Source organism: Amycolatopsis australiensis, assembly GCF_900119165.1.
Taxonomy (GTDB): Bacteria; Actinomycetota; Actinomycetes; order Mycobacteriales; family Pseudonocardiaceae; genus Amycolatopsis; species Amycolatopsis australiensis.
The window spans coordinates 8956374-8976380 of sequence record NZ_FPJG01000006.1 but is presented as its reverse complement, the minus strand read 5'-3'; the positions used below and the strand labels follow the sequence as shown (position 1 = coordinate 8976380).

Below are 20007 nucleotides of genomic sequence, written 5' to 3'. Positions count from 1 at the left end.
TTGTTCGGTCGCGGCGGTAGCCGAGGAAAACGGGGTCGGGACGCGCACGCGGGCGCGTGGCAGCCACCCGAGCAGGTCCGCGCGCCGCGGCCCGGCTCGACCGGCGGCAAGGCCCGGCGCCTGACCGGTGAGCAGGCGATACCCGCGTATACCCCGTCGATCGCGGTGCGAAGCATCGACGGGCACCTGGTCCGCACGGGCTACGAGGTCTACGCCTGGTACCGGCTGGCGCCGCAGCGCTGGTCGTTCCGCTCGGACTCCCAGCGGCGCGACCTCATCGCGGCCATCGCCGGCCAGTACGCCGAGCTGCAGGGCCGCTGGCTGCACCTGCGCGTGACGAACCGGCCGTACCCGATCCGGATGTGGGCCGAGGCGCACGTCTACAACGCCCACGGCCGCCCGGACGACGTCCCGGGCGCGCTGTCGTTCGACGACTACCTGATCGGCGAGCAGCAGCAGCTGATGGGCCGCTCGATGGCGGAAAAAGAGGTCTACCTGGGCGTCCAGGTGCAGACGCGGCGCATGGTCGACCGCGCGGTCGAACGGGCCGCGCCGGTGCTGCGCAAGATCCTGCCCGAGGCCGTCGACGCCGAGCTGACCGCGCTGGACTCCGAGGTCGAGCACCTCGACCAGGTCATCGGCAGCGCCGGGCTGGAAGGCCGTCCGGTGCACGCCGAGGAGATGTCCTGGCTGATGCACCGCTCGTGCTCGCTGGGCCTGCCCGCGCCGCGGAACATGCCCGCGGTGCCGGGCGCGGCCTGGGAGCCGGAGGACCTGGCCAGCTTCACCGACGCCGCCGACTTCTACGCCGAGCCGTACGCGCCGACGGTCACCGTCCGCGGCCGCACCGGCTCCAACGCCGGCGTCTCGCGGCACCTGGCGATCCTGACCGTCGGGCAGATGCACGGGCTGCAGATCCCCGAGGTCGACGACCCGTGGATCCAGCACGCCGATCGGCTGCCCGCCGCGGTCGAGGTGTCCGCGCGCATCTACGTCCGGCGCCCCGAAGAGGTGGCCGGCGAGCTGCAGCGGCAGATGAACAAGGTCCGCTCGCAGGTCAAGCACTACACCGACGAGCACGAGCTGGAGCCGCCGCAATCGCTGTCCCGGCAGGCCGGGCGCGTGCTGGAGATCGACGACGAGATGACGTCGGGCTTCACCGCGCTCGCCACCCGCGTGCGCTCGTGGTGGCGGCTGGCGGTGTCCGGTCCGACCGAGCGCGACGCGCTGCGCCTGGCCCAGCAGCTGCTCGACCTGTACAAGCCGAAGATCGCCATCGAGCACCCCGAAGCGCAATACGCGATGGCGCGGGAGTTCATCCCGGGCGAGCCGCTGGCGTCGGCGGCCTACATGCGCCGCGGCTCGGTGGTCTGGGCGGCGGCGGCGGTCCCGACGGCGACCGCGGAGGTCGGCGACCGCCGCGGCATCCTGCTCGGCGAGACGTGCACGGCGACGCGGCGCCCGGTGGCGTGGGACCCGTGGATGGCCCAGGAGATCCGCGACGGCTCCGGCCTGACCGCGATGGTGGCGGGTCTGGGTGGTGGTAAGTCGTTCCTCGGCGGTGGCATCGTCTACAAGACGCTGCGCGCGGGGGCGAACTGGACGATCCTCGACCCGTCCGGCCCGCTGTCGCGGCTGTGCGACCTGCCGGAGCTGCGGCCGTACGCCCGCCCGATCAACCTGCTCAACGCCCAGCCGGGGATCCTCAACCCGTACCGGGTGGTCGCCGAGCCGCTGATCGAGCACTTCATGGACGAGGACGACCCGGAGCGTTCGTGGCGCCGCGAGAAAGCCCTGGCGGGTGCCACGCGGCGTCGTCTGGTGCTGGACGTGCTCACCGGTGTCCTGCCGTACGAGGTCTCGCGGATGGCGCAGACGCGGATCGTGCTGCTGCGCGCGGTCCGCGCGGTCGGCGGCCGGTTCGATGCGGATCCCGGCCAGGTAATCGATGCCTTGCGCCGGGATTCGTCGGAGCACCACGAGCACGCGGGCGTCGTCGCGGACTTCCTCGACGAGATGCGCGAGCGGATGGCGCTGCTGATCCCGGAGACGGACGCGGACCCGTACTCGGAGACCCGCGACGACCGGCTGACGGTCTTGACGATGGCGGGCCTGACGCTGCCGAAGGACGGCGTCCCGCGCGAGTACTGGACGGACGCGGAGAGCCTCGGCGTCGAGATGCTGAACCTGGCGGCGTGGCTGACCCAGCGGTCGGTGTACGAGAAGCCGAAGGAGATGCGCAAGGGCGTCTGGATCGACGAGGCGTTCTTCCTGTCGGAGGTCCCGACCGGGCGCGTGCTGATGAACCGCTTCGCGCGTGACTCGCGGAAGTGGAACGTCCGCGTGCTGCTGTCGTCCCAGATCCCGGCGGACTTCCTGAAGATCCAGGGTTTCGTGGCCCTGCTGGACTCGGTGTTCGTCGGCCGCCTCGACGACGACGACGCCCAGGCGGACGCGCTGCGGCTGCTGAAGGTGCCGGTCGGTGTCGGGTACGAGCAGGTGGTGGCGGCGTTGGGGCGTCGCCCGGGCAGCCAGCGCGACCTCCAGCGGGACGTGGAGCCGCGCCAGTTCATCTTCGGCGACGGCGCGGGCGGCGTGGAGCGCATCCGCGTCGACTTCTCCGGGCCGCACCTGGACCACCTCCGGGCGGTCATGGACACGACCCCGGGCTCGAAGGACGCGGCGCCGTCCCGGCGTCCGGGCAACGAGCTGGCGCTCCCGGCGGAGGAGAAGAAGCCGTACGTCCCGGTCCCACCGGAGGACGACATCGAGCTGGAGCAGGACTTCGAACTGGCGGCGGAGCTGGAGGTCGGCCTGGCGGACGAGAACCTGCTGGGTGCCCCGGACCCCCTGGCGTCGGAGACCGGCGAAGTGGAGGGCGGCGTCCAGCCGTCCCCGAACGGCAACGGGCACGGGCAGCAGCCGGCCCGCACGGGCGGAAAGGGCGGCACCGGCCGGGACGCCGCATGAGCGCCGCCCGGAGCCGTAGCAGCCGCCCCGGTCATCCGGGGCAGCCCCGCCGTCTCCCGCGGGCGACCGCGGAGGGTGCCGCATGAACACGCTGCTGACGTTGGCGGTGCTGCTGACGCTGGCCGCCGGATGGCATGCGCTCAAGCGCCGGATCAAGGAAGGCCCGCGGGCGCGCCGCGTCCCGGGCCGCAAGGCGACCATGTTCGCCGTCATGCTGGTGCTCGGCCTGCAGGCCATCGCCACGGCTCCGGCCGCGAACGCGGCGGCCTGCGGCGAGGCGCCGAACCCGGAGCGTCCCGGGGCGGGCATGGTCGGCGCGATCGACCCGCCGGAGGGCCACGGCGAGCCGAACAGCGCCTACATCGACTACGGCTACGCCGGCATGGTCTGGAACACCTTCGAGACGAACTGCTCGGCGCTGAACCTCACACCCGCTGGGTCCACTTTGGACACCTGGGGTGGCAACCAGTTGTTCAACCTGGGCAAGAACATCGTCGGCGCGACCAACTCGCTGCACTACACGGTGCTCGAGGGCGGCCTGCTGAACCCGATCTACAACGCGGTGAAGTCGGGTGCCGAAAAGGTCTACAACAACATCTACGCCCAGCTGTTCGGCCTCGTCGCGTTGATCCTTTCGATCATGCTCTTCCGCAACATCTGGCGCGGTGACCTGGCCGCCGTCAGCAAACGGGCGCTGTACGCGCTCGCCGGCGTGTGGCTGGCGGCGTCCTCGCTCGCGATGCTGCGGTACTTCGATCCGATCGACAAAGCGATCGTCCAGACCACCACGAACATCCAGGCGGGGTTCGTCGACGACAGCGGCGACCGGATCATCCGGGACATCCTGCCCACCCAGCTGCACACGCAGATCGTCTACGACAACTGGCTGCGCGGGGAGTTCGGGACACCTTCGGCGCCGCAGGCGCAGCAGTACGGCAAGCCGTTGCTGGACGCGCAGGCGTTCACCCGCAACCAGCTGGTGAACGGCGACGACGGGAACCAGTCCGTCATCGACGGCAAGAAGAACGCCTACAAAGACATCTCCACCAAGCTCGGCCCCGCCACCGGTTACTTCACCGGCGAGGCCGGCGGCCGCACCGGGGCGGGCTTCCTCTCCCTCGGCCAGGCGCTCGTCTACTCGCTCTTCCAGCTCCTCGCCAAGGCCAGCGTCCTGCTCGCGCAGGTCCTCATCCGGCTCTTCGCCCTGACCGCCCCGCTCATCGGGCTCATCGCCCTGCTGCACCCGGAGATCCTGCGCCGCGTGCTCAAGGTCGCCGGCGGGGTGGCCTTCAACCTCGTCGTGCTCTCCGTCCTCGCCGGCGTGCACGCGCTTCTGCTGCAGGCCATCTTCGACGCCGGCAACACGCTGAACATGCTCACGCAGATGGTTCTCGCCGGCCTGATCACCGTGCTGCTGTTCATGGTCGGGCGGCCGGTGCGACGGCTGTGGCAGATGGTCGAGATGTCGGTCAGCATGGTCGGCGCCGCCGTGCCGTCGCCCGGTGGCGGGATCTTCTCGCGCTTCCGGCGCGGGCAGAACGGCCCGACCCCGCAGGACGAGTTCTGGCAGCACGTCCGCGAAACCGACGACGTCGTCGACGGCGAGCAGCGCGGCCCGCTCGGCGCGACCGCCGGTGGCGGCCGGTTCCGGCCGGAGGCCACGATCTTCGCCAACGCCCAGCGGCTCGACAACGGCTCCGGCGCGGCCCGTCCGGCCGCGGCCTGGTCCGGCGCGCCGTGGCCGGGCGCCATCAGCGGCGGCTCCGCGGGCGCGCTGCCTGCGGGCGGTCGTCCCGGCGCACCCGTGTTCGGCCAGTACAACCCCGCCAACGGGGAGCCCGGCGACTTCGTCGTCGTCGGTCCCGGCGGGCGGCCGGCCCTGCGGGAAGAGAGCCGGCGCGTCGACACCTCGCCGGTGGCCGACCGGCGCTGGAGCGACGAGCCCGAGCCCGTCGTCGTGCCGTCCGACCTGCGGGCGCCCGAGTCCGGCTTCAGCGACTACCCGGCGCAGGACGCGCCCCGGGCGCCGGGTGTGCGCGCCCAGCCGCGTCGCGTCGACCCCGAGGTCGTCGCCGGCAAGCCCGTGTTCGTGCTGTACCGGCCGTCGCGGGGCATCGAGGTCCGTGAGGAACCGCGTGACACCGACCAAGTGATGGGGCGGTGACCGATGCCGATCCGCACCAACCGCGGCCGCGCCGCGGTCTATCGCCGCCTGTGGGGCTGGCCGCTGCGCTCGCCGCGGCACCTCATCGGCGCGCTGGTGATCCTCGCCATCCTGATCACCGCGCTCGGCATCGTGCTGCCGAAGGTGGTCGGCAAGCCACCGGCCAAGGCGGCCCTGCCGACGGGCACGGCCACGACCTCCCTCCAATCGGCACCGCCGGGCGTCGCGGCGCCGGTGCCGACGTCGAACCTGCCGACGCGGCTGTCCGCGCCGTTGGTCACCCCGACGACCGCGGCCCCGAACGGCGACGCGATCCGCGTCGCCAAGCAGTGGGCCGCGGCCTGGGTCGACCACCCGGCCGGCATCACGTCCGAGCAGTGGCTGGCCAAGCTGAAACCCTTCACCACGGAGGAGTACCTGCCGGTGATGGCGTCGGTCGACCCGGCGAACATCCCGGCGACGAAGGTCACCGGTGAGCCGGTCGTCGGCACGTCCTACACCAGTTCGGTGCAGCTGACGATCCCGACCGACGGGCCGAAGCTGTCCATCACGGTCGTGAACACCAACGCGGGCTGGCGCGTCGCCGACTACGACCAGGCGAGCTGATCGTGCGGCGGCTGGGGTTGTGGCTGGGGCTGGTCGTGTTCGTCGCGATCGGCGCGCTGGTCGTGACCGCGGTCGCCGCCAAGGTCGTCATCGACAACCAGCAGGCGCAGGCCCGCGGCGTGTCGCTGATGAGCTGCGACGCCTCGGTCGGGCCCACCCAGCCGGGCGAGGGCGAGCGCGGCACGGTCGACGCGTCGAAGCTGGACGACGAGCAGCGCGGGATCGTCGCGCTGATCGTCTCGATCGGCAAGCAGCGGTCGCTGGCACCCCGCGCGTGGCAGGTCGCGATCCAGGCCGGCATGACCGAGTCGGGGCTGCACAACCTGACCTACGGCGACCGCGACTCCCTCGGCATCTTCCAGATGCGCCCGTCGATGGGCTGGGGGTCGGAGGCGCAGGTCACCGACCCGACGTACGAGGTCAACAAGTTCTACGACGTGCTGCTGGCGGTGCCGGACTGGGAGAACAAGCGTCCCGGCGACGCGGCGCAGGCCGTCGAGCGCTCGGGCTTCCCGGACCGTTACCACAAGTGGGAGCCGATGGCGGCGACGCTGGTGGAGAACGTCGGGCAGGTCGTCGACGTCGTCGCCTGCGGCACCGGGCTCGGCCGGCTGCTGCCGCCGAGCCAGGCGGCGGGGAAGGCGATCAGCTTCGCGCTGGGCGAACAGGGCAAGCCGTACGTGTGGGGCGCCACGGGGCCGGACTCGTACGACTGTTCCGGCCTGATGCTCCGGGCGTACGAGGCGGCCGGGATCATCCTGCCGCGCGTGTCCCGTGACCAGTACCACGCGGGCGCGTTGCTGCCGGTCCGCGAGGCCCAGCCCGGTGACCTGATCTTCCTGGCCACGGACCCGGCGGACCCGAACAGCATCCACCACGTGATGATGTACCTGGGCGACGGCAAGGTCGTCGAGGCCCAGCAGACCGGCGTGCCGGTGCACACGCGGGCGTTCTCGTTCGACGAGGCCGAAGTGGTGCCGCAGGCGGTCCGTCCCGGCGTTTAGCATGGGTGGAGAGCCCTATTCGGCCGATTCACCCGACGTCGCGGCTCCTTCCCCGAGCAGGCGGCCGCGTACTGGCAGAGGATGAGCACGTGGGACGCAAATTCGGCAGGCGAGGCAAGTCCGGCGCGGGCGAGCCCCGGGACCCGGCGGCGCTGTTCGGCGCACCCCAGCCGCCGAGGCAGTCGGCACGTCCCGCGTCGAGCACCCCGCTGGCCGACCAGCTGAGCCAGGGCTACCCGGGCGTGGACCAGGGGTACGTGGTGCTGCCGCGCTCGCTGGCGGAGGGCATGTCGCTGCCGTGGCAGCAGCAGATGGCGGCGTTGCTGGCGCAGTTCCACGCGGAGCACGCTTCGCTGGCGTGGCCGATCTACCGGGTGGTGCCGTCGAGGTACGAGAGGTTGGCGGACCTCGACGAGGAACAGCTCGCGGAGGCGGGCTACCTGGTGGAGATGGACGCCGACGGCGAGATGGTGTACCGCGAGCGCAGTGGCCGGAAGGTGGAGGACCCGGAGAACACGTCGGTGCTGGTGTCGTGCCTGGACCCGATCCCGAAGCCGTCGGCCCGTCCTTCGCCGCCCCCGCCGGGAGCGCCGCCGGGCCAGGCCCCGGCACCGATGAACATCGGCCCGGCCCCGGTGTGGCGGACGGTGCCGCAGGCGCCGGTTTCGTGGGAGGCGGGTCCTCGTCACGCGGCGCCGGAGCCGGGTACGTGGTCGGGCGCCCAGCCGCCGGCGGCTGAGGAGCGGCCTCGTCGTGAGGCGGCGTGGGGCGAGGCGGGCCCTGAGCAGCCTCGTCATGAGGCAGTGCCGCATGGTGCGGTGGCGTGGCATGAGCCGGGCCCGGAGTCATCGGCCGGGGCCGCCGAAGGTCCGGCCACGGAGGATGCAGTCCAGACGGCAGCGGAACCGGCCGCGGACAAGCCGATCCATCCGGTCGCGCCGGACTTCCAGCCTGGGCCGCCGACCATGCCGCAGGCGGCGGTGACTCCGCCATCGGCCTCGCTTCCTCCTGGCGCGCAGTCGCCGGAAGCCCCGGAGCGCCCAGCGGGTGTATCCGGCGGTCAGGAATTGCCCGTCGCGCAGGAGCCCGCGGCAGAGCAGGCGGCACCCATCGCCCCGGAGGCGACTGCTGGGTCCGAGCCAGTGGGAGCCCAGCTGGTCGGCCCGGAGCCGGATACGGCTGAGGATCGGCCATCTGCGGAGGTTCCGCAGGCGCCGAGTTCGCTGCCGGGCGCGGTGCAATCGCGAGAGGCGCATGGACAACCGACCGGTGAGTCGCCGGTTGAGTCACAGCCGCAGGCCGGGTCGGGGCCTCAGGCACCGGGAGAGGCCAAGGGGCAGCCGTCGGGACAGCAGGCGGTGGCCGAATCGCAGCCGGGGGAGGCGGTACAGGAGCCGATTGAGTCGCTGCCTTCGGTGGAGGCGCAGAGCCAGCAGACGGTCCAGGCGCAGCCGCAAGGACCCGCCGGGGCTGCGTCCCAGCCGGCGGGTCAGCCACAGTCGCCTGGTGAGGTTGCGCACCAACAGCCGCCCTCCGCGGCGGAGCCGCCTTCCGCGGCGGAGCCGCAGGCGCCGGCTGGCGTTGTGCAGCAAGAGCCGGGTGGGCTTGAGCCGCCCTCCGCGGCGGAGCCTGAGTCGGCGGGGCAGCCCCAACCGCCTGGTGCGGTCGCGCACCAAGAATTGCCCCAGCCCGCCGGGCCGCCGTCCGCGGCGGAGCCGCAGCAGCCTACTCAGCCCCAGTCGCCTGTTGCGGTTGGGCAGCGGCAGCCGGGCGACCCTGAGTTGCCCACCGCGGCGGAGCCTGAGCTGGCGAGCCAGCTGCAGTCGCCGTCTGGTGCGGTTGCGCACCAAGAGCCGCCCCAGCCCTCCGTGGCGCAGCCTCAGCCGGCGGCTGGCGTTGTGAAGCAGAAGCCGGGTGGGCTTGAGCCGACCTCCGCGGTGGAGCCTGAGCCGGGAAGCCAGTCGCAGTCGCCGACTGCGGTCGCGCAGCAGGAGCCGGGTGGGCTTGAGTCGCCCTCCGCGGCGGAGTCTGAGCCAGCGAGCCAGCTCCAGTCACCGGCTGCCGTTGCCCAGCACGAGCCGGGGCAGCCGCACTCCGCGGCGCAGGCCCCGCCGCCTATCCAGCCCCTGGCGCCGGCAGTCCGGCCGGAGTCGCCGGTGCAGGCGCAGCCGCCTGCGGTTCCGCCGTCGTCGGCCCAGCCCGAGCCGCCTGCTGAGGCGCACTCTCAGCCGCCCGCAGTTCAGCCTCAGCTGCCGGTTCGGCCCGAGTCGCCCTCGGCTGTGCAGCAGTCGCCGGTTCAGTCCGAACCGTCGGCCATGGCTGCGCAGCAGGCGCCGATCCAGCACCAGTCACCGGCGGCTCAGCAACCGGCCGTTGAGGCCCAGCCACCCGCAGTTCAGCAACCGCCCGCCCACGTCGAGCCGCCCGCGGTCCAACCTCCCGTCCAGGCCATGCCAGCCGCGGCCCAGCAGCCGCCCGTTCAGGCCCAGCCGCCCGCGGCTCAGCAGCCGCCCGTTCAGGCCCAGCCGCCCGCGGCTCAGCAGCCGCCCGTTCAGGCCCAGCCGCCCGCGGCTCAGCAGCCGCCCGTTCAGGCCCAGCCGCCCGCGGCTCAGCAGCCGCCCGTTCAGCCCCAGCCGAACGCGGCCCAGCCGCCCGCCCAGGCCCAGCCGCCTGTCGGGCCGCCGTCGGCGGTCCAACCCCCGCCCGTGGCCAACCCGCCCTGGAGTCCAGTCCCGCCTCCGCCGACCGCTCCCGCGCGGTCCAAGCCCGTCTTCCCCGGGCCCGAATCCACCCCGTCACCCTTCCCCACTCGGCACGCCGCCCCGGCGCGGCCGGTCTTCCCGGGGCCCGGCACCGTACCGCCCGTGCCACCTGCCGAGGCTCGGCCCGTCTTCCCCGGGCGGGAAGCGCCCCTCCCGCAACCCTCGCGGCAAGAGCCCGCCACTCCGCCTCGCGGCACCCCGCGCGGGTGGTTCGACGAGTTCCCCGACCAGCCCCAGCAGCCCGAAGAACCGCAGGACTTCGGCCCCACCGGGCAACCCACCGAAATCCCGTACCGGTACAAGCGCTGACAGGCGGGCCGCCGGGTGCGAACCTAACCTCATGGCCAAAGATCCGAATCCCGACCAGGGGTGGTACTACAACACCCGCACCCACCAGGTCGAGCACCTCGAACGCAGCCGCGGCGTCGACCTCCTCGGGCCCTACCCCGACGAGGCCACCGCGCGGCGGGCGCTCGACATCGCCAAGGAACGCACCCGGCAGGCCGACGCCGCCGACGCCGACTGGAACGGCGACTAGACCGGCAGCCGCGGGCCCAGGACGAACTCCGGGTCGACCTGGGACGCCAGGTCGGCTCCGGCCCACGCCCGTGCGTTGCGCAAGTGGAACTCGACGGCTTGACGCTGGTAGCGCGCCCAGTCGCGCTGCTCGGCGTCGACCGTCGCCCGCATCGCCGCCAGCGTCTCCCGGTTGCGCGGCTCCAGCTCCGTGATCGGGCGGGCCGTGCCGCGCTCCGCCGCGCGGACGTGCCTGGACGCCGACAGCCAGCCCAGCAGCGCTTCGCCGACCTGCTCCTGCAGGAACTCGACGTCCTCCGCGTCGGTCACCTTGTTGCCCACCACCACGAGCCGCACGCCGAAGTCACGCGCGTAGTCCGCGTACTGCCGGTACACGCCCACGCTCCGGACCGTCGGCTCGCACACCAGGAACGTCACGTCGAACCGCGTGAACAGCCCCGAAGCGAACGCGTCGGCACCCGCCGTCATGTCCATGACGACGTACTCGCCCTCGACGTCCACCATGTGGTTCAGCAGCAGCTCAGCCGCCCCCACTTTCGAGTGGTAGCACTTGACGCCGAGGTCGTCCTCGTCGAACTGCCCGGTGACGCCCAGCCGGACGCCGCCCAGCTGCCGGAAGCAGGCGGAAAACACCGGGTTGTCCTCGAACGGCCGGACCAGCCGTGACCCGCGGCCCGGCGGCGTCGTCTTGATCATCGACGCCGCGTCGGGGATCCGCGGGTTGTCGCCGCGCAGGTAGTCCTTGATCAGCGCCATGTTGTCGCCCAGCGTCGGCCACGCGAGCGCTTCCTCCTCGGTCGCGCCGAGCGCCACCGCGAGGTGCTGGTTGATGTCGGCGTCGATGGCGAGCACCGGCAGGCCGGCGTCGGCGAGGTAGGCGACGAACAGCGATGACAGCGTGGTCTTGCCGCTACCACCCTTGCCGACGAACGCGATCTTCACGCGGGGAGTCCTTTCTGGCAATGAAGACGGTTTTCATTATTGCCGAGCAACGTACACCCGACCGGCCCGCGCCCGATCGGGCGATCATCGGCCCCGTCCGGGGTTAGGGTTGGGGGGTGCCTCCCCTCGTGATCAGGACACACTCGGCGGGCGGGGACTTCGGCCCCCTGCGCGCCGAGTTCTCGCTGCCGGAGTCGTTCGGGCCCGAGGTGCTGGCCGAGGCGGAAGCGGCGGTGCTCGATCCCTCGACCGAGCCGCGCGAGGACGCCACGGACCTGCCGCTGGTCACCATCGACCCGCCCGGCGCGAAGGACCTCGACCAGGCGATGGTCGTCGAGAAGACCGCGCGGGGCTTCCGGGTGCACTACGCGATCGCCGACCTGGCCGCGTTCGTCCCGCCCGGCGGCGCGCTCGACCGCGAGGCGCGCCTGCGCGGGCAGACGCTCTACCTGCCCGACGGGAACGTCCCGCTGCACCCGCCGGTGCTGTCCGAGGGCGCGGCGAGCCTGCTGCCCGGCGAGGTCCGGCCCGCGGTGCTCTGGACGATCGAGACCGACGAAGCGGGCGAGCCGACGGCGACGCGCGTCCGCCGCGCGCTCGTCCGGTCGACCGAACAGTTCGACTACGAAACCGTGCAGGCCGCCCTCGACGCGGGGCGTCCGCACCCGTCGGTGGCCGCGTTGCCCGAGCTGGGACGGCGGCGGCGCGAGCTGGCCGTCCGGCGCGGCGCCGTCGAGCTGCAGCTGCCGGAGCAGGAGATCACCGGCGACCCGGACGGCGGCTGGGTGCTCGCCCGGCGCCCGCGCACCGCCGTCGACGCGTGGAACGCCGAGATCTCGCTGCTCACCGGCATGGCGGCGGCGCGGATCATGCTCGACGCCCGAGTCGGCGTGCTGCGCACGCTGCCCGATCCGGAGCCGGAGGCCGTCGACTGGCTGCGCCGCTCGGCCGACGCGCTGGGCATCCCGTGGGCGCCGGAGACGACCGTTTCGGAGTTCCTGTCGCGATTGGACCCCGGCCAGCCGGCGTCGATGGCGCTCTACGCCGACACGACGCGGCTGCTGCGCGGCGCGGGCTACACGGCGTTCGACGGCGAACTGCCGCCGCTGACCACGCACGCGGGTATCGGCGGTGCGTATGCGCACGTCACGGCGCCGATCCGGCGGCTGGTCGACCGGTTCGCGACGGAGATCTGTCTCGCCGTCTCGGCCGGGCGCGAGGTCCCGGAGTGGGTGCGGGCGGCGCTCGCCGACGTCCCGGATCGCATGACGGCGTCCGACACGCTCGCCGCGAAGGTGGAGCGGGCGTGCATCGACCAGGTCGAGGCGTGGGTGCTGGCCGAGCACATCGGCGGCGAGTTCAGCGCGGTCGTGCTGCGCGCGGACGAGAACAAAGCGGAGATCCTGGTCGAGGACCCGACCGTGATGGCGAAGTGCGCGGGGGAGAAGCTGACCGCGGGCGAGCGGATCGCGGTACGGCTGACCGCGGTGGACGTCGAGAAGCGGAAGGTGTCGTTCGAACGCGCATGACGTCCCTGGTCGACGATCTCGGCGAGCCGGTTCCGCTGCGCGGCCCGGCTTCCCGGGTCGTGTCGCTGGTGCCGTCGCTGACGGAGGCGGTCGAGGTCAGCGCGCCCGGCCGGCTCGCCGGCGCGACGGACTACTGCACGCACCCGTCCACTTTGGACGTCCCGCGGGTGGGTGGCTCGAAGTACCCGAAGCTCGACCGGGTACTGGACCTGGCGCCCGACCTCGTGCTGGCGAACGCGGAGGAGAACCGCGCCGACGACGTGGAACGCTTGCGCGCCAACGGGATTCCCGTGTGGGTGATGGCCGCGGCGGCCTCGGTCCCGGCGGCGCTGGGCTCGCTGCGCCGGATCCTGACGCAGGCGTACGAGCTGGCGGAGCCGGACTGGCTGGTGACGGCGGAGGAGATCTGGCGCGAGGTCCGGCCGGTGCGGTTCCACGCGGTGGTCCCGGTGTGGCGCAAGCCCTGGATCGTCCTGGGCCGCGACACGTTCGCGGGCGACGTCCTGCGCCGCGTCGGGGTGGCGAACGTGTACGCGGCTTCGGAGGAGCGGTACCCGCGACCGGACGTGGAGGAACTGCGCGCGCACCTGGCGGCGGACGCGGATCTGCTGGTGCTGCCGGACGAGCCGTACCTGTTCACGGAGCAGGACGGCCCGGACCACTTCCCGGACGCGCGGTACGTCCTGGTCTCCGGCCGCCACCTCACCTGGTACGGCCCTTCGCTGGTCGAGGCACACGCCGCGTTGACGGAGATCCTGCCAGGATCGTGAAGTCGAAGCCGCCGGTCAGCGCGGCGTGGATGGCCTCGGCGGCTCCGGCCGGCCTGACCGCTCGGCGGGCAGGTGCAGCCAGTTGCCCGGTCGCGGGCGGCCGGTGGCCACGACCAGGGTGGCGCCCGGCCGCTGGGCGAGGTCGACCGCCAAGGTCATCGTCGCGCCCAGTCACCGCGCATACGCCGGCTTGCGACGGACCGTCCAGCGGTAGACCGTGCCGTCAGCCGGGATCCCCGGCGGGGCAGGGTCACAGGCCACTCAGCCAGGCTTGGAGGTGGCCGAAGTGCTCGTCCGGCAAGCCGGTGTGCGCGTCGACCGGGATCAGCTCGGTCGGCAGGCCCGCGCGGCGGTCCAGGAACGCGGTGCGCGCGGCCGGGAACAGGTCGAAGTCGTCGTCGAACCAGGCCGGCGGGCGGCCCGCCGCGAACCGGCCCACCGGGCCGAACTTCCACGCCGGTTGCGGCCCCGGGAACTCCACCACCGGCAACAGAGGCAGCCCGATCGCTGAGCCCACCTGGCGGTTCGCCCGGTGTTCCCAGCTGGTCGCCCAGGCCAGTTCCGCGTCGGCGGTACCGGCCAGGGCGAGCAGCTCGGGTCCGTGTGCCGGGTTGAGCCAGATCCGCAGCCGCTTGCGGCTCCAGCGGGAGAGCCGCAGCGGGTGCTCGACGTAGCCGGCAGGCTTCGCGTGGCGCGGGGCCGCCCACGGGCTCAGCGGGCCGTCCACGTCGAGCAGGATCAGCGGTCTCACACCTGCTTACAGCGTCAACCCCGTCAGCACCGTTACGCGCTCCTCCGTGAAGTCCGCCATCGCCGCCGCCGGGCCTTCGCGGCCCACTCCCGAGTCCTTCACTCCGCCGTACGGCATCTGGTCCGCGCGGAAGCTCGGCACGTCCCCCACGATCACCCCGCCCACGTGCAGCGCCGCCGATACCTCGAACGCCGTCGGCACGTCGCGGGTGAACACGCCCGCCTGCAGGCCGAACCGTGACGCGTTGATCCGTCGCACGCCTTCCGCCACCGAGGGCACCCGGACCAGGGAAACCACCGGGCCGAACACCTCGTCCGCCATCACCGACGCGTCCTCCGGGACGTCCGCCAGCACTGTCGGCTCCACCGTCGCCCCCGACTGGCCGCCGCCGGTCAGCAGGCGGGCGCCCGAAGCCACCGCCGCCGAGATCCACGACGAAACCCGGGAAGCGGCGTCGACGTTGATCAGCGGGCCCACGTCCACGCCCTCCTCGCGCGGGTCGCCCGTCCGCAGTGCACGAACCTGCGAAAGCACCTTCTCGGCCAACGCGTCGTACACCGACGAGTGCGCGTAGACCCGCTGCACCGAGATGCACGACTGCCCCGCCTGGTACATCGCGAACGTCGCGATGCGCTGGGCCGCGAAGTCCAGATCCGTCCAATCCGGACAAACGAGCACGGCCGCGTTGCCGCCCAGTTCCAGGGCCACGTGCTTGCGCGGTACGCGGTCGCGGATCGCCCAGCCCACCGGCACCGAGCCGGTGAACGACACCACCGGCAGCCGCGGGTCCTCCACCAGCCGCGACGACGTCTCGTTGTCCACCGGCAGGATCGACCAGGACCCCGCCGGCAGGTCCGTCGACGCCAGGATCTCGCCGAGCAGCAACGCCGTCAGCGGCGTCGCCGGCGCGGGCTTCAGCACGATCGGCGCGCCCACCGCGATCGCCGGCGCCACCTTGTGCGCCACCAGGTTCAGCGGGAAGTTGAACGGCGTGATGCCCAGCACCGGGCCGCGCGGCACCCGGCGCACCAGCGCCAGCCGTCCGGTGCCGCCCGGGTCCGTGTCCAGCCGCTGCAGCTCGCCGGAGAACCGGCGGGCCTCCTCGGCCGCCCAGCGGAACGTCGACACCGCGCGCCCGACCTCGCCGCGCGCCCACTTCAGCGGCTTGCCCGACTCGGCCGTGATCAGTGAAGCGATCTCTTCGGACCGCTCACCCAGCGCCCGGGACACCTGGTCCAGCGCCCCGGCGCGGACGTGCGCGGGCAGCGTCGCGAACTCGTCGGCGACGTCGGCCGCCGCCTGCACCGCGGCCTCGACGTCCGCCGCCGAGGGAACGAAGTGCGAGCCCGCCGAAGATCCGTCGAAAGAGTGGCGGATCGTGGCCGTCGCACCGGCGGTCACCGGCTTGCCGGCGACCCAGAAGGGGAAAGTCATGCGCGAGCCTCCGTGCGGACAGCGTGCTCGAGGACCGAAAGGCCCTCGTCGAGCAGGTCGTTGGACAGGGACAGCGGCGGCAGCAGCCGGACGACGTTGCCGTAGGTGCCGCAGGTCAGCACGACCACGCCGGCCCGGTGGCAGGCCGCCGCGACACGCTTGGTGAGGTCGGCGTCCGGCTCGGTGGTGCCGGGCTTCACGAATTCCGCAGCCAGCATCGCGCCGCGTCCGCGAACGTCCCCGATCACGCCGGTCTCCGACGCCAGCGCGCGCAGCCGCGGCAGGACGACCCCTTCGATGCGCTTCGCCGACGACGCGAGATCCTCGGTTTTCATCGTCTCGATCGAGCCGAGCGCGGCGGCGCAGGCGATCGGGTTGCCGCCGTAGGTGCCGCCGAGGCCGCCCGGGCCGACGGCGTCCAGCAGCTCGGCGCGGCCGGTGACCGCCGACAGCGGCAGGCCGCCGGCGATGCCCTTCGCCGTCGCGATCAGGTCCGGCACCACGTCCTCGTCGCTGGACGCGAACCAGGAGCCGGTGCGGCAGAAGCCCGTCTGGACCTCGTCGGCGACGAAGACGACGCCGTTGTCGCGGCACCACGCCGCGATCGCGGGCAGGAAGCCGCGCGCGGGCTCGATGAACCCGCCTTCGCCCTGGATGGGCTCCAGGACGACCGCGGCCACCTGGTCGCCGCCGATCTGCTTCTCGATCCGGTCGATGGCCAGCGCGGCCGCTTCCGGGCCGGACAGGCCGTCGCGGAACGGGTACGAACCCGGCACGCGGTAGACCTCGGGCGCGAACGGGCCGAAGCCGTGCTTGTAGGGCACCGACTTCGCGGTCATGCCCATCGTGAGGTTGGTGCGGCCGTGGTAGGCGTGGTCGAACACGACGACGGCCTGGCGCCCCGTCGCCACCCGCGCGATCTTCACGGCGTTCTCGACGGCCTCGGCGCCGGAGTTGAACAGCACCGACTTCTTCGCGTGGTCGCCCGGCGTCAGCTCGGCCAGTGCTTCGCAGACCTCGACGTAGCCCTCGTACGGCGTGACCATGAAACAGGTGTGGGTGAACCAGCAGGCCTGCTTGCGGACGCGGTCGACGACCGCCGGCGCGGAGTGCCCGACGTTGGTCACCGCGATGCCGGAGCCGAAGTCGATCAGCACGTTGCCGTCGGCGTCGGTGAGCAGGCCGCCACTGGCCGAGGTGACGTAGACGGGCAGCACCGAGCTGACCCCGGCCGCGACGGCGTCGACGCGGCGCTGCTGCAGCTCGCGCGAGACGGGGCCGGGGATCTCGGTGCGCAGCCTGCGCTGCCGGGGTGCCGGGGCCTGCGGCTCGGCGGTGGTGCTTGCGGTCACGGCGTGCTCCTTGCGAAGTCGGTGGACGTCCTCAGGATGAGTCCCGGGACGGCGGCCGTCAGCTGGCCGTTCCGTACAAAAAGGCGCGTAGGATTGGCCGTTATGGCACTCACGCTGGCCGGGCTGGCCGCCGAGCGCCCGCTCGGGCTGCGGGTGCTGACCGGTGACGACTTCCTCGACCGGCCCATCGGCTGGGTCCACCCGACCGAGCTGACCGACCCGCAGGCCTTCCTCGAAGGCGGCGAGCTGCTGCTCACCACCGGACTGGCCCTGGACGAACAGACGTCACCGGCCTACGTGCGCCGGCTGGTCGAGGCCGGCGTCGCCGGGCTCGGCTTCGGCGTCGGCCTGAGTCACGACGAGGTGCCGCGCTCGCTCGTGGCGACCGCGGCCGAAGTGGGGCTCCCGGTGCTGGAGGTGCCGAGGAAGACGCCGTTCATCGCGATCACCCGCGCGGTGTCGCGGGCGGTCGCGGCCGACGAGTACGCGACGACGGTCCGGATCGGCCGCGCCCAGCAGGAGCTGACCCGCACGGCGGTCGGCAAGGGTGGCCCGGCCGGGGTGGTGCGGAAGCTGGCGAAGCTGGTCGACGGCTGGGTCCTGCTGCTGGAACGCACCACCGTCACCGAAGCGGCTCCGGCGAGCGCGCGAGCGTACGGCTCTTCGCTGCACGAAGAGCTGGAGCGCCTTCGCACCGGCACCCGGGTCTTCGCGCTGGACGGGCAGGAAGTCGTGCTGCAGACGCTGGACACCGGCACCCGCCGGGTACTCGCAGTGGGTACCGAGGCATCGCTCGACACCGCGGGACGGCACATCGTCAACACGGCGGTGTCGGTGCTTTCCCTGGCACTGGAACAGGATCGCGCCCAGGCGGCGGCCCGGCAGGCGTTGCGTACCGGGCTGGTCGAGCTGCTGGCCGGCGGGCAGGCCGAGCTGGCGGTGCGCGTGCTGACCGTGACCGGGGCCGAGCCGCCGGAGCCGCCGTGGTCGGTGCTGGTGTTCCTCGGGGCGCCCGCGGCGCGGCGCAAGCTGCTCGATGCGCTGGACGGCGACGTGTTCGCGGCGCGGTCCGGCTCGTCGGTGGTCGTTTTCGGCTCGGGCACGGTGGTCGACACGGCGGCCGAGGCGGCCGTGCGCATCGGCGGCCTGCACGGCGGGGTGGCGGGCCCCGTCTCGCCCGGGGACTTCGCGGCCGGGCTGGAGCAGGCGGAGCTGGCGGCACGCGCCGCGGAGGCCGAAGGCAAGATCCTCGTCTCGGCGGCCGAGCACACCGGCCGCGGCCTGCTGTCACTCATCGATCCGACGGTGGCGCAAGCGTTTGCGCACGGCTTGCTCGCCCCGCTGCGCCGCCACGACGAGGCCGGCCGCGGCGACCTCGTCGAGTCGCTGCGCTGCTGGCTGGAGCACCACGGCCACTGGGACGTCGCGGCGGCCCGCCTGGGCGTCCACCGGCACACGCTGCGCAACCGCATCCGCAAGGCCGGCGAGCTGCTCGGCCGCGACCTCGACTCACCCGGCGTGCGAGCGGAACTCTGGGTCGCGCTGCAGACCTAGCTCACGAGCATGATCGGCGAGTCCCCGCAGCGCCGCAGGCCCGGTTCCGGTTCCGCACCCGCCGACCACCAGGCCGGGACGTCGACCTCGCGCACCAGCGAGCCCGTCGGCTGCCGGACGCTGTTGGACACGATCACGCGGCCCTGCGCGTTCACCAGCGCCGCGCCCCGGCCGAGCGCACGCAACCGGGGCCGGACCGCCCGCTCGAATTCGCGCACGTAGACGTCCGCGCCCACGACACCCGCGAACGACCCGCCGCGGAGCACCGGGACCGTGAACGTCAGCGTGTACTCGTCGGTGCAGAGGTAGTCGACGTACGGGCCGTTGATGTGCCGGCGCCCGGTGTCGCGCGGGACGGTGAACCACGACTGGCGCGTGTAGTCGAGGAAGTTCTCGCTGCCCGGGTCGAGGCTGATGAACAGCTGCGACGGCGGCTCGTCACCCGAGCGGGTCCACCATTCGAAGCCGAGCTCCGAATCGGTCAGCACCTGCGGCGCGCTGACGAAGCCCGCGCCGATGATCAGGCCGCCGAGCGCCTCGGTGACCTGGGGGCGGATCCGGTGCAGCGCCGCCGCGGCCGGGTCCTCCGCCAGCACCGACTCGGCCGCCGCCAGCAGCGGCTTCAGGCGTCCGAAGACGCCTTCCACCAACGCCGAGACCTGCTCGACGACCTCGTCGCCGGTCAGCGTGCGGGTGTCGTTCACGGTGCTCACCTCGATGCGCGGATTGTGCCGGAATTCCGATCCGGGCGAAAGCGGGCCGCGTGCCGCTGCCGCGAAGCCCTTCGGCCGTGACCGGATCAGGAATCATCGGCAGAGTACGGGGCGAGCAGATCGAGGTGCACGTCCGCGAGCCGGTCGAGCGCGCCGAGGATGTGCTCCTCGGTGAGCTTGCGGGCCAGCTCGCCGTCCGCGGCGTCGATCGCGGCGGTGATCGCCGCGTGCTCGGCGTGCGCCTGCGTGCCGTGCGGGCCGAGTGGCAGCCACAGCAGCCCGCCGCGCTCGCTCTGCAGGTGAACCTCTTCGTGCGTGAGCCGCGGCGACTGCGCGGCCGCCGCGACCTCGAGGTGGAACTGCCGCTCGGCGCGCGTGAAGTCGATGCCCTGCGCCGTGCGGAGGTCGTCGGTGGCCAGCCGCAGCCGGGCGACGTCCTCCGGCGAGCTGCGTTCGGCAGCCAGCTTCGCGGCCGCTCCGGCGATCGCGAGGTAGTGGTCCCCGACGTCCCGCAGGTCCGACAGCGACACTTCGCGCAGCCGTTCGCGCCAGGCGTCCGACGGCGGGTTGGCCGGTGCGCGGACGAAGCTGCCGCCGCTGCGTCCCCGCCGCGTCTCGACGAGCCCCTGCTGCCGCAGCGCCACGAGCGCCTCCCGGACCGTCACGGTCGAGACGCCGAACTGCGCGGCCAGGTCGGCTTCGCTGGGCAGCTGCTCTTCGTCGGCGAGCAGGCCGAGCGTGATGGCGTCGACCAGCCGGGCCGCCACTGCTTCCGCGCGGCCGACCTGGCCGAGCGGCGCGAACATGGCGGACCGCGCGCTGTGCGACATGCCCTTGCGCATCGTGACCCTTCAGCCGTCCGACTACCCGTTCGCACCAATCTTGCCCGATCCTCTTGTCCTATTACATATGGACTTAT

The 20007-nt window shown here is 72.9% G+C and carries 16 protein-coding genes; 8 read left to right on the top strand and 8 right to left on the bottom strand.

The features are described from left to right. The 4 genes from BT341_RS42685 (at window position 1) to BT341_RS42670 (ending at window position 6744) form a co-directional block, all read left to right on the top strand. A complete protein-coding gene (locus tag BT341_RS42685; RefSeq protein ID WP_072481610.1) occupies window positions 1-2970 on the top strand; it encodes an ATP-binding protein in 2970 nt (989 codons plus the stop codon). A gap of 82 nt (window positions 2971-3052) precedes the next feature. Beyond that, window positions 3053-5134 (top strand): hypothetical protein, encoded by a 2082-nt coding sequence (locus BT341_RS42680; RefSeq protein ID WP_072481609.1) that lies wholly within the window; start codon window positions 3053-3055, stop codon window positions 5132-5134. A 3-nt stretch (window positions 5135-5137) separates the two neighbouring features. Continuing rightward, entirely contained in the window at window positions 5138-5740 is a 603-nt protein-coding gene (locus tag BT341_RS42675) for a hypothetical protein (protein WP_072481608.1), read from the top strand. A gap of 17 nt (window positions 5741-5757) precedes the next feature. Beyond that, the gene (locus BT341_RS42670) at window positions 5758-6744 is read left to right on the top strand and encodes a C40 family peptidase (RefSeq protein WP_425426508.1); all 987 of its coding nucleotides are present in this window, start codon (window positions 5758-5760) and stop codon (window positions 6742-6744) included. Window positions 6745-9092: 2348 nt separating this feature from the next. Here BT341_RS42670 and BT341_RS45830 read toward each other — a convergent pair. Next, window positions 9093-9440 carry a hypothetical protein gene (locus BT341_RS45830; protein ID WP_177329029.1) on the bottom strand — a complete coding sequence of 116 codons (348 nt, stop codon included), beginning with the start codon at window positions 9438-9440 and terminating at the stop codon, window positions 9093-9095. Window positions 9441-9846: 406 nt separating this feature from the next. Between BT341_RS45830 and BT341_RS42660 the strand changes: the two genes are divergently transcribed. Beyond that, window positions 9847-10044, top strand: coding sequence for a hypothetical protein (locus BT341_RS42660; protein ID WP_072481606.1), 198 nt, complete (start codon window positions 9847-9849; stop codon window positions 10042-10044). Here BT341_RS42660 and BT341_RS42655 read toward each other — a convergent pair. Beyond that, window positions 10041-10985, bottom strand: coding sequence for an ATP-binding protein (locus BT341_RS42655; RefSeq protein WP_072481605.1), 945 nt, complete (start codon window positions 10983-10985; stop codon window positions 10041-10043). The two genes, BT341_RS42660 and BT341_RS42655, sit on opposite strands and share 4 nt — an antisense overlap. Before the next feature lie 128 nt (window positions 10986-11113). On the opposite strand from BT341_RS42655, the gene BT341_RS42650 reads away from it, so the two are divergent. Together BT341_RS42650 and BT341_RS42645 are read left to right on the top strand one after the other, a co-directional pair. Next, window positions 11114-12514 (top strand): RNB domain-containing ribonuclease, encoded by a 1401-nt coding sequence (locus BT341_RS42650; protein WP_072481604.1) that lies wholly within the window; start codon window positions 11114-11116, stop codon window positions 12512-12514. Continuing rightward, a complete protein-coding gene (locus BT341_RS42645) occupies window positions 12511-13284 on the top strand; it encodes a helical backbone metal receptor (protein ID WP_072481603.1) in 774 nt (257 codons plus the stop codon). The genes BT341_RS42650 and BT341_RS42645 overlap by 4 nt, the downstream gene beginning before the upstream one ends. 15 nt (window positions 13285-13299) lie before the next feature. Here the strand turns inward: BT341_RS42645 and BT341_RS45825 are convergent, their stop codons facing one another. From BT341_RS45825 to gabT, 4 genes are all read right to left on the bottom strand, one after another. Continuing rightward, window positions 13300-13443, bottom strand: coding sequence for a hypothetical protein (locus tag BT341_RS45825; RefSeq protein WP_177329028.1), 144 nt, complete (start codon window positions 13441-13443; stop codon window positions 13300-13302). A gap of 91 nt (window positions 13444-13534) precedes the next feature. Next, window positions 13535-14035, bottom strand: coding sequence for an HAD domain-containing protein (locus BT341_RS42640; RefSeq protein WP_072481602.1), 501 nt, complete (start codon window positions 14033-14035; stop codon window positions 13535-13537). A 6-nt stretch (window positions 14036-14041) separates the two neighbouring features. Further along, the gene (locus tag BT341_RS42635) at window positions 14042-15469 is read right to left on the bottom strand and encodes an aldehyde dehydrogenase family protein (protein ID WP_072481601.1); all 1428 of its coding nucleotides are present in this window, start codon (window positions 15467-15469) and stop codon (window positions 14042-14044) included. Further along, window positions 15466-16821: a 4-aminobutyrate--2-oxoglutarate transaminase gene (gene gabT / locus BT341_RS42630; RefSeq protein ID WP_072481600.1), complete on the bottom strand. Its 1356-nt coding sequence runs from the start codon at window positions 16819-16821 to the stop codon at window positions 15466-15468. Before gabT ends, BT341_RS42635 begins: the two co-directional genes overlap by 4 nt. Before the next feature lie 102 nt (window positions 16822-16923). Here gabT and BT341_RS42625 point away from each other — a divergent pair, with 102 nt between their 5' ends. Next, window positions 16924-18375 carry a PucR family transcriptional regulator gene (locus BT341_RS42625; protein ID WP_072481599.1) on the top strand — a complete coding sequence of 484 codons (1452 nt, stop codon included), beginning with the start codon at window positions 16924-16926 and terminating at the stop codon, window positions 18373-18375. Here BT341_RS42625 and BT341_RS42620 read toward each other — a convergent pair. Further along, the gene (locus BT341_RS42620) at window positions 18372-19079 is read right to left on the bottom strand and encodes a cache domain-containing protein (RefSeq protein WP_072482491.1); all 708 of its coding nucleotides are present in this window, start codon (window positions 19077-19079) and stop codon (window positions 18372-18374) included. The genes BT341_RS42625 and BT341_RS42620 overlap by 4 nt on opposite strands. A 95-nt stretch (window positions 19080-19174) precedes the next feature. Next, window positions 19175-19930, bottom strand: coding sequence for a FadR/GntR family transcriptional regulator (locus BT341_RS42615; RefSeq protein WP_072481598.1), 756 nt, complete (start codon window positions 19928-19930; stop codon window positions 19175-19177). Window positions 19931-20007 lie beyond the last annotated feature (77 nt).

Bases quoted from the DNA above. Each gene is read 5' to 3' on its own strand.
- BT341_RS42625 (WP_072481599.1), top strand. From the start codon at position 16,924: ATGGCACTCACGCTGGCCGGGCTGGCCGCCGAGCGCCCGCTCGGGCTG.
- BT341_RS42615 (WP_072481598.1), bottom strand. From the start codon at position 19,930: ATGCGCAAGGGCATGTCGCACAGCGCGCGGTCCGCCATGTTCGCGCCG.
- BT341_RS42675 (WP_072481608.1), top strand. From the start codon at position 5,138: ATGCCGATCCGCACCAACCGCGGCCGCGCCGCGGTCTATCGCCGCCTG.
- BT341_RS42680 (WP_072481609.1), top strand. From the start codon at position 3,053: ATGAACACGCTGCTGACGTTGGCGGTGCTGCTGACGCTGGCCGCCGGA.
- BT341_RS42645 (WP_072481603.1), top strand. From the start codon at position 12,511: ATGACGTCCCTGGTCGACGATCTCGGCGAGCCGGTTCCGCTGCGCGGC.
- BT341_RS42660 (WP_072481606.1), top strand. From the start codon at position 9,847: ATGGCCAAAGATCCGAATCCCGACCAGGGGTGGTACTACAACACCCGC.
- BT341_RS45825 (WP_177329028.1), bottom strand. From the start codon at position 13,443: ATGACCTTGGCGGTCGACCTCGCCCAGCGGCCGGGCGCCACCCTGGTC.
- BT341_RS42635 (WP_072481601.1), bottom strand. From the start codon at position 15,469: ATGACTTTCCCCTTCTGGGTCGCCGGCAAGCCGGTGACCGCCGGTGCG.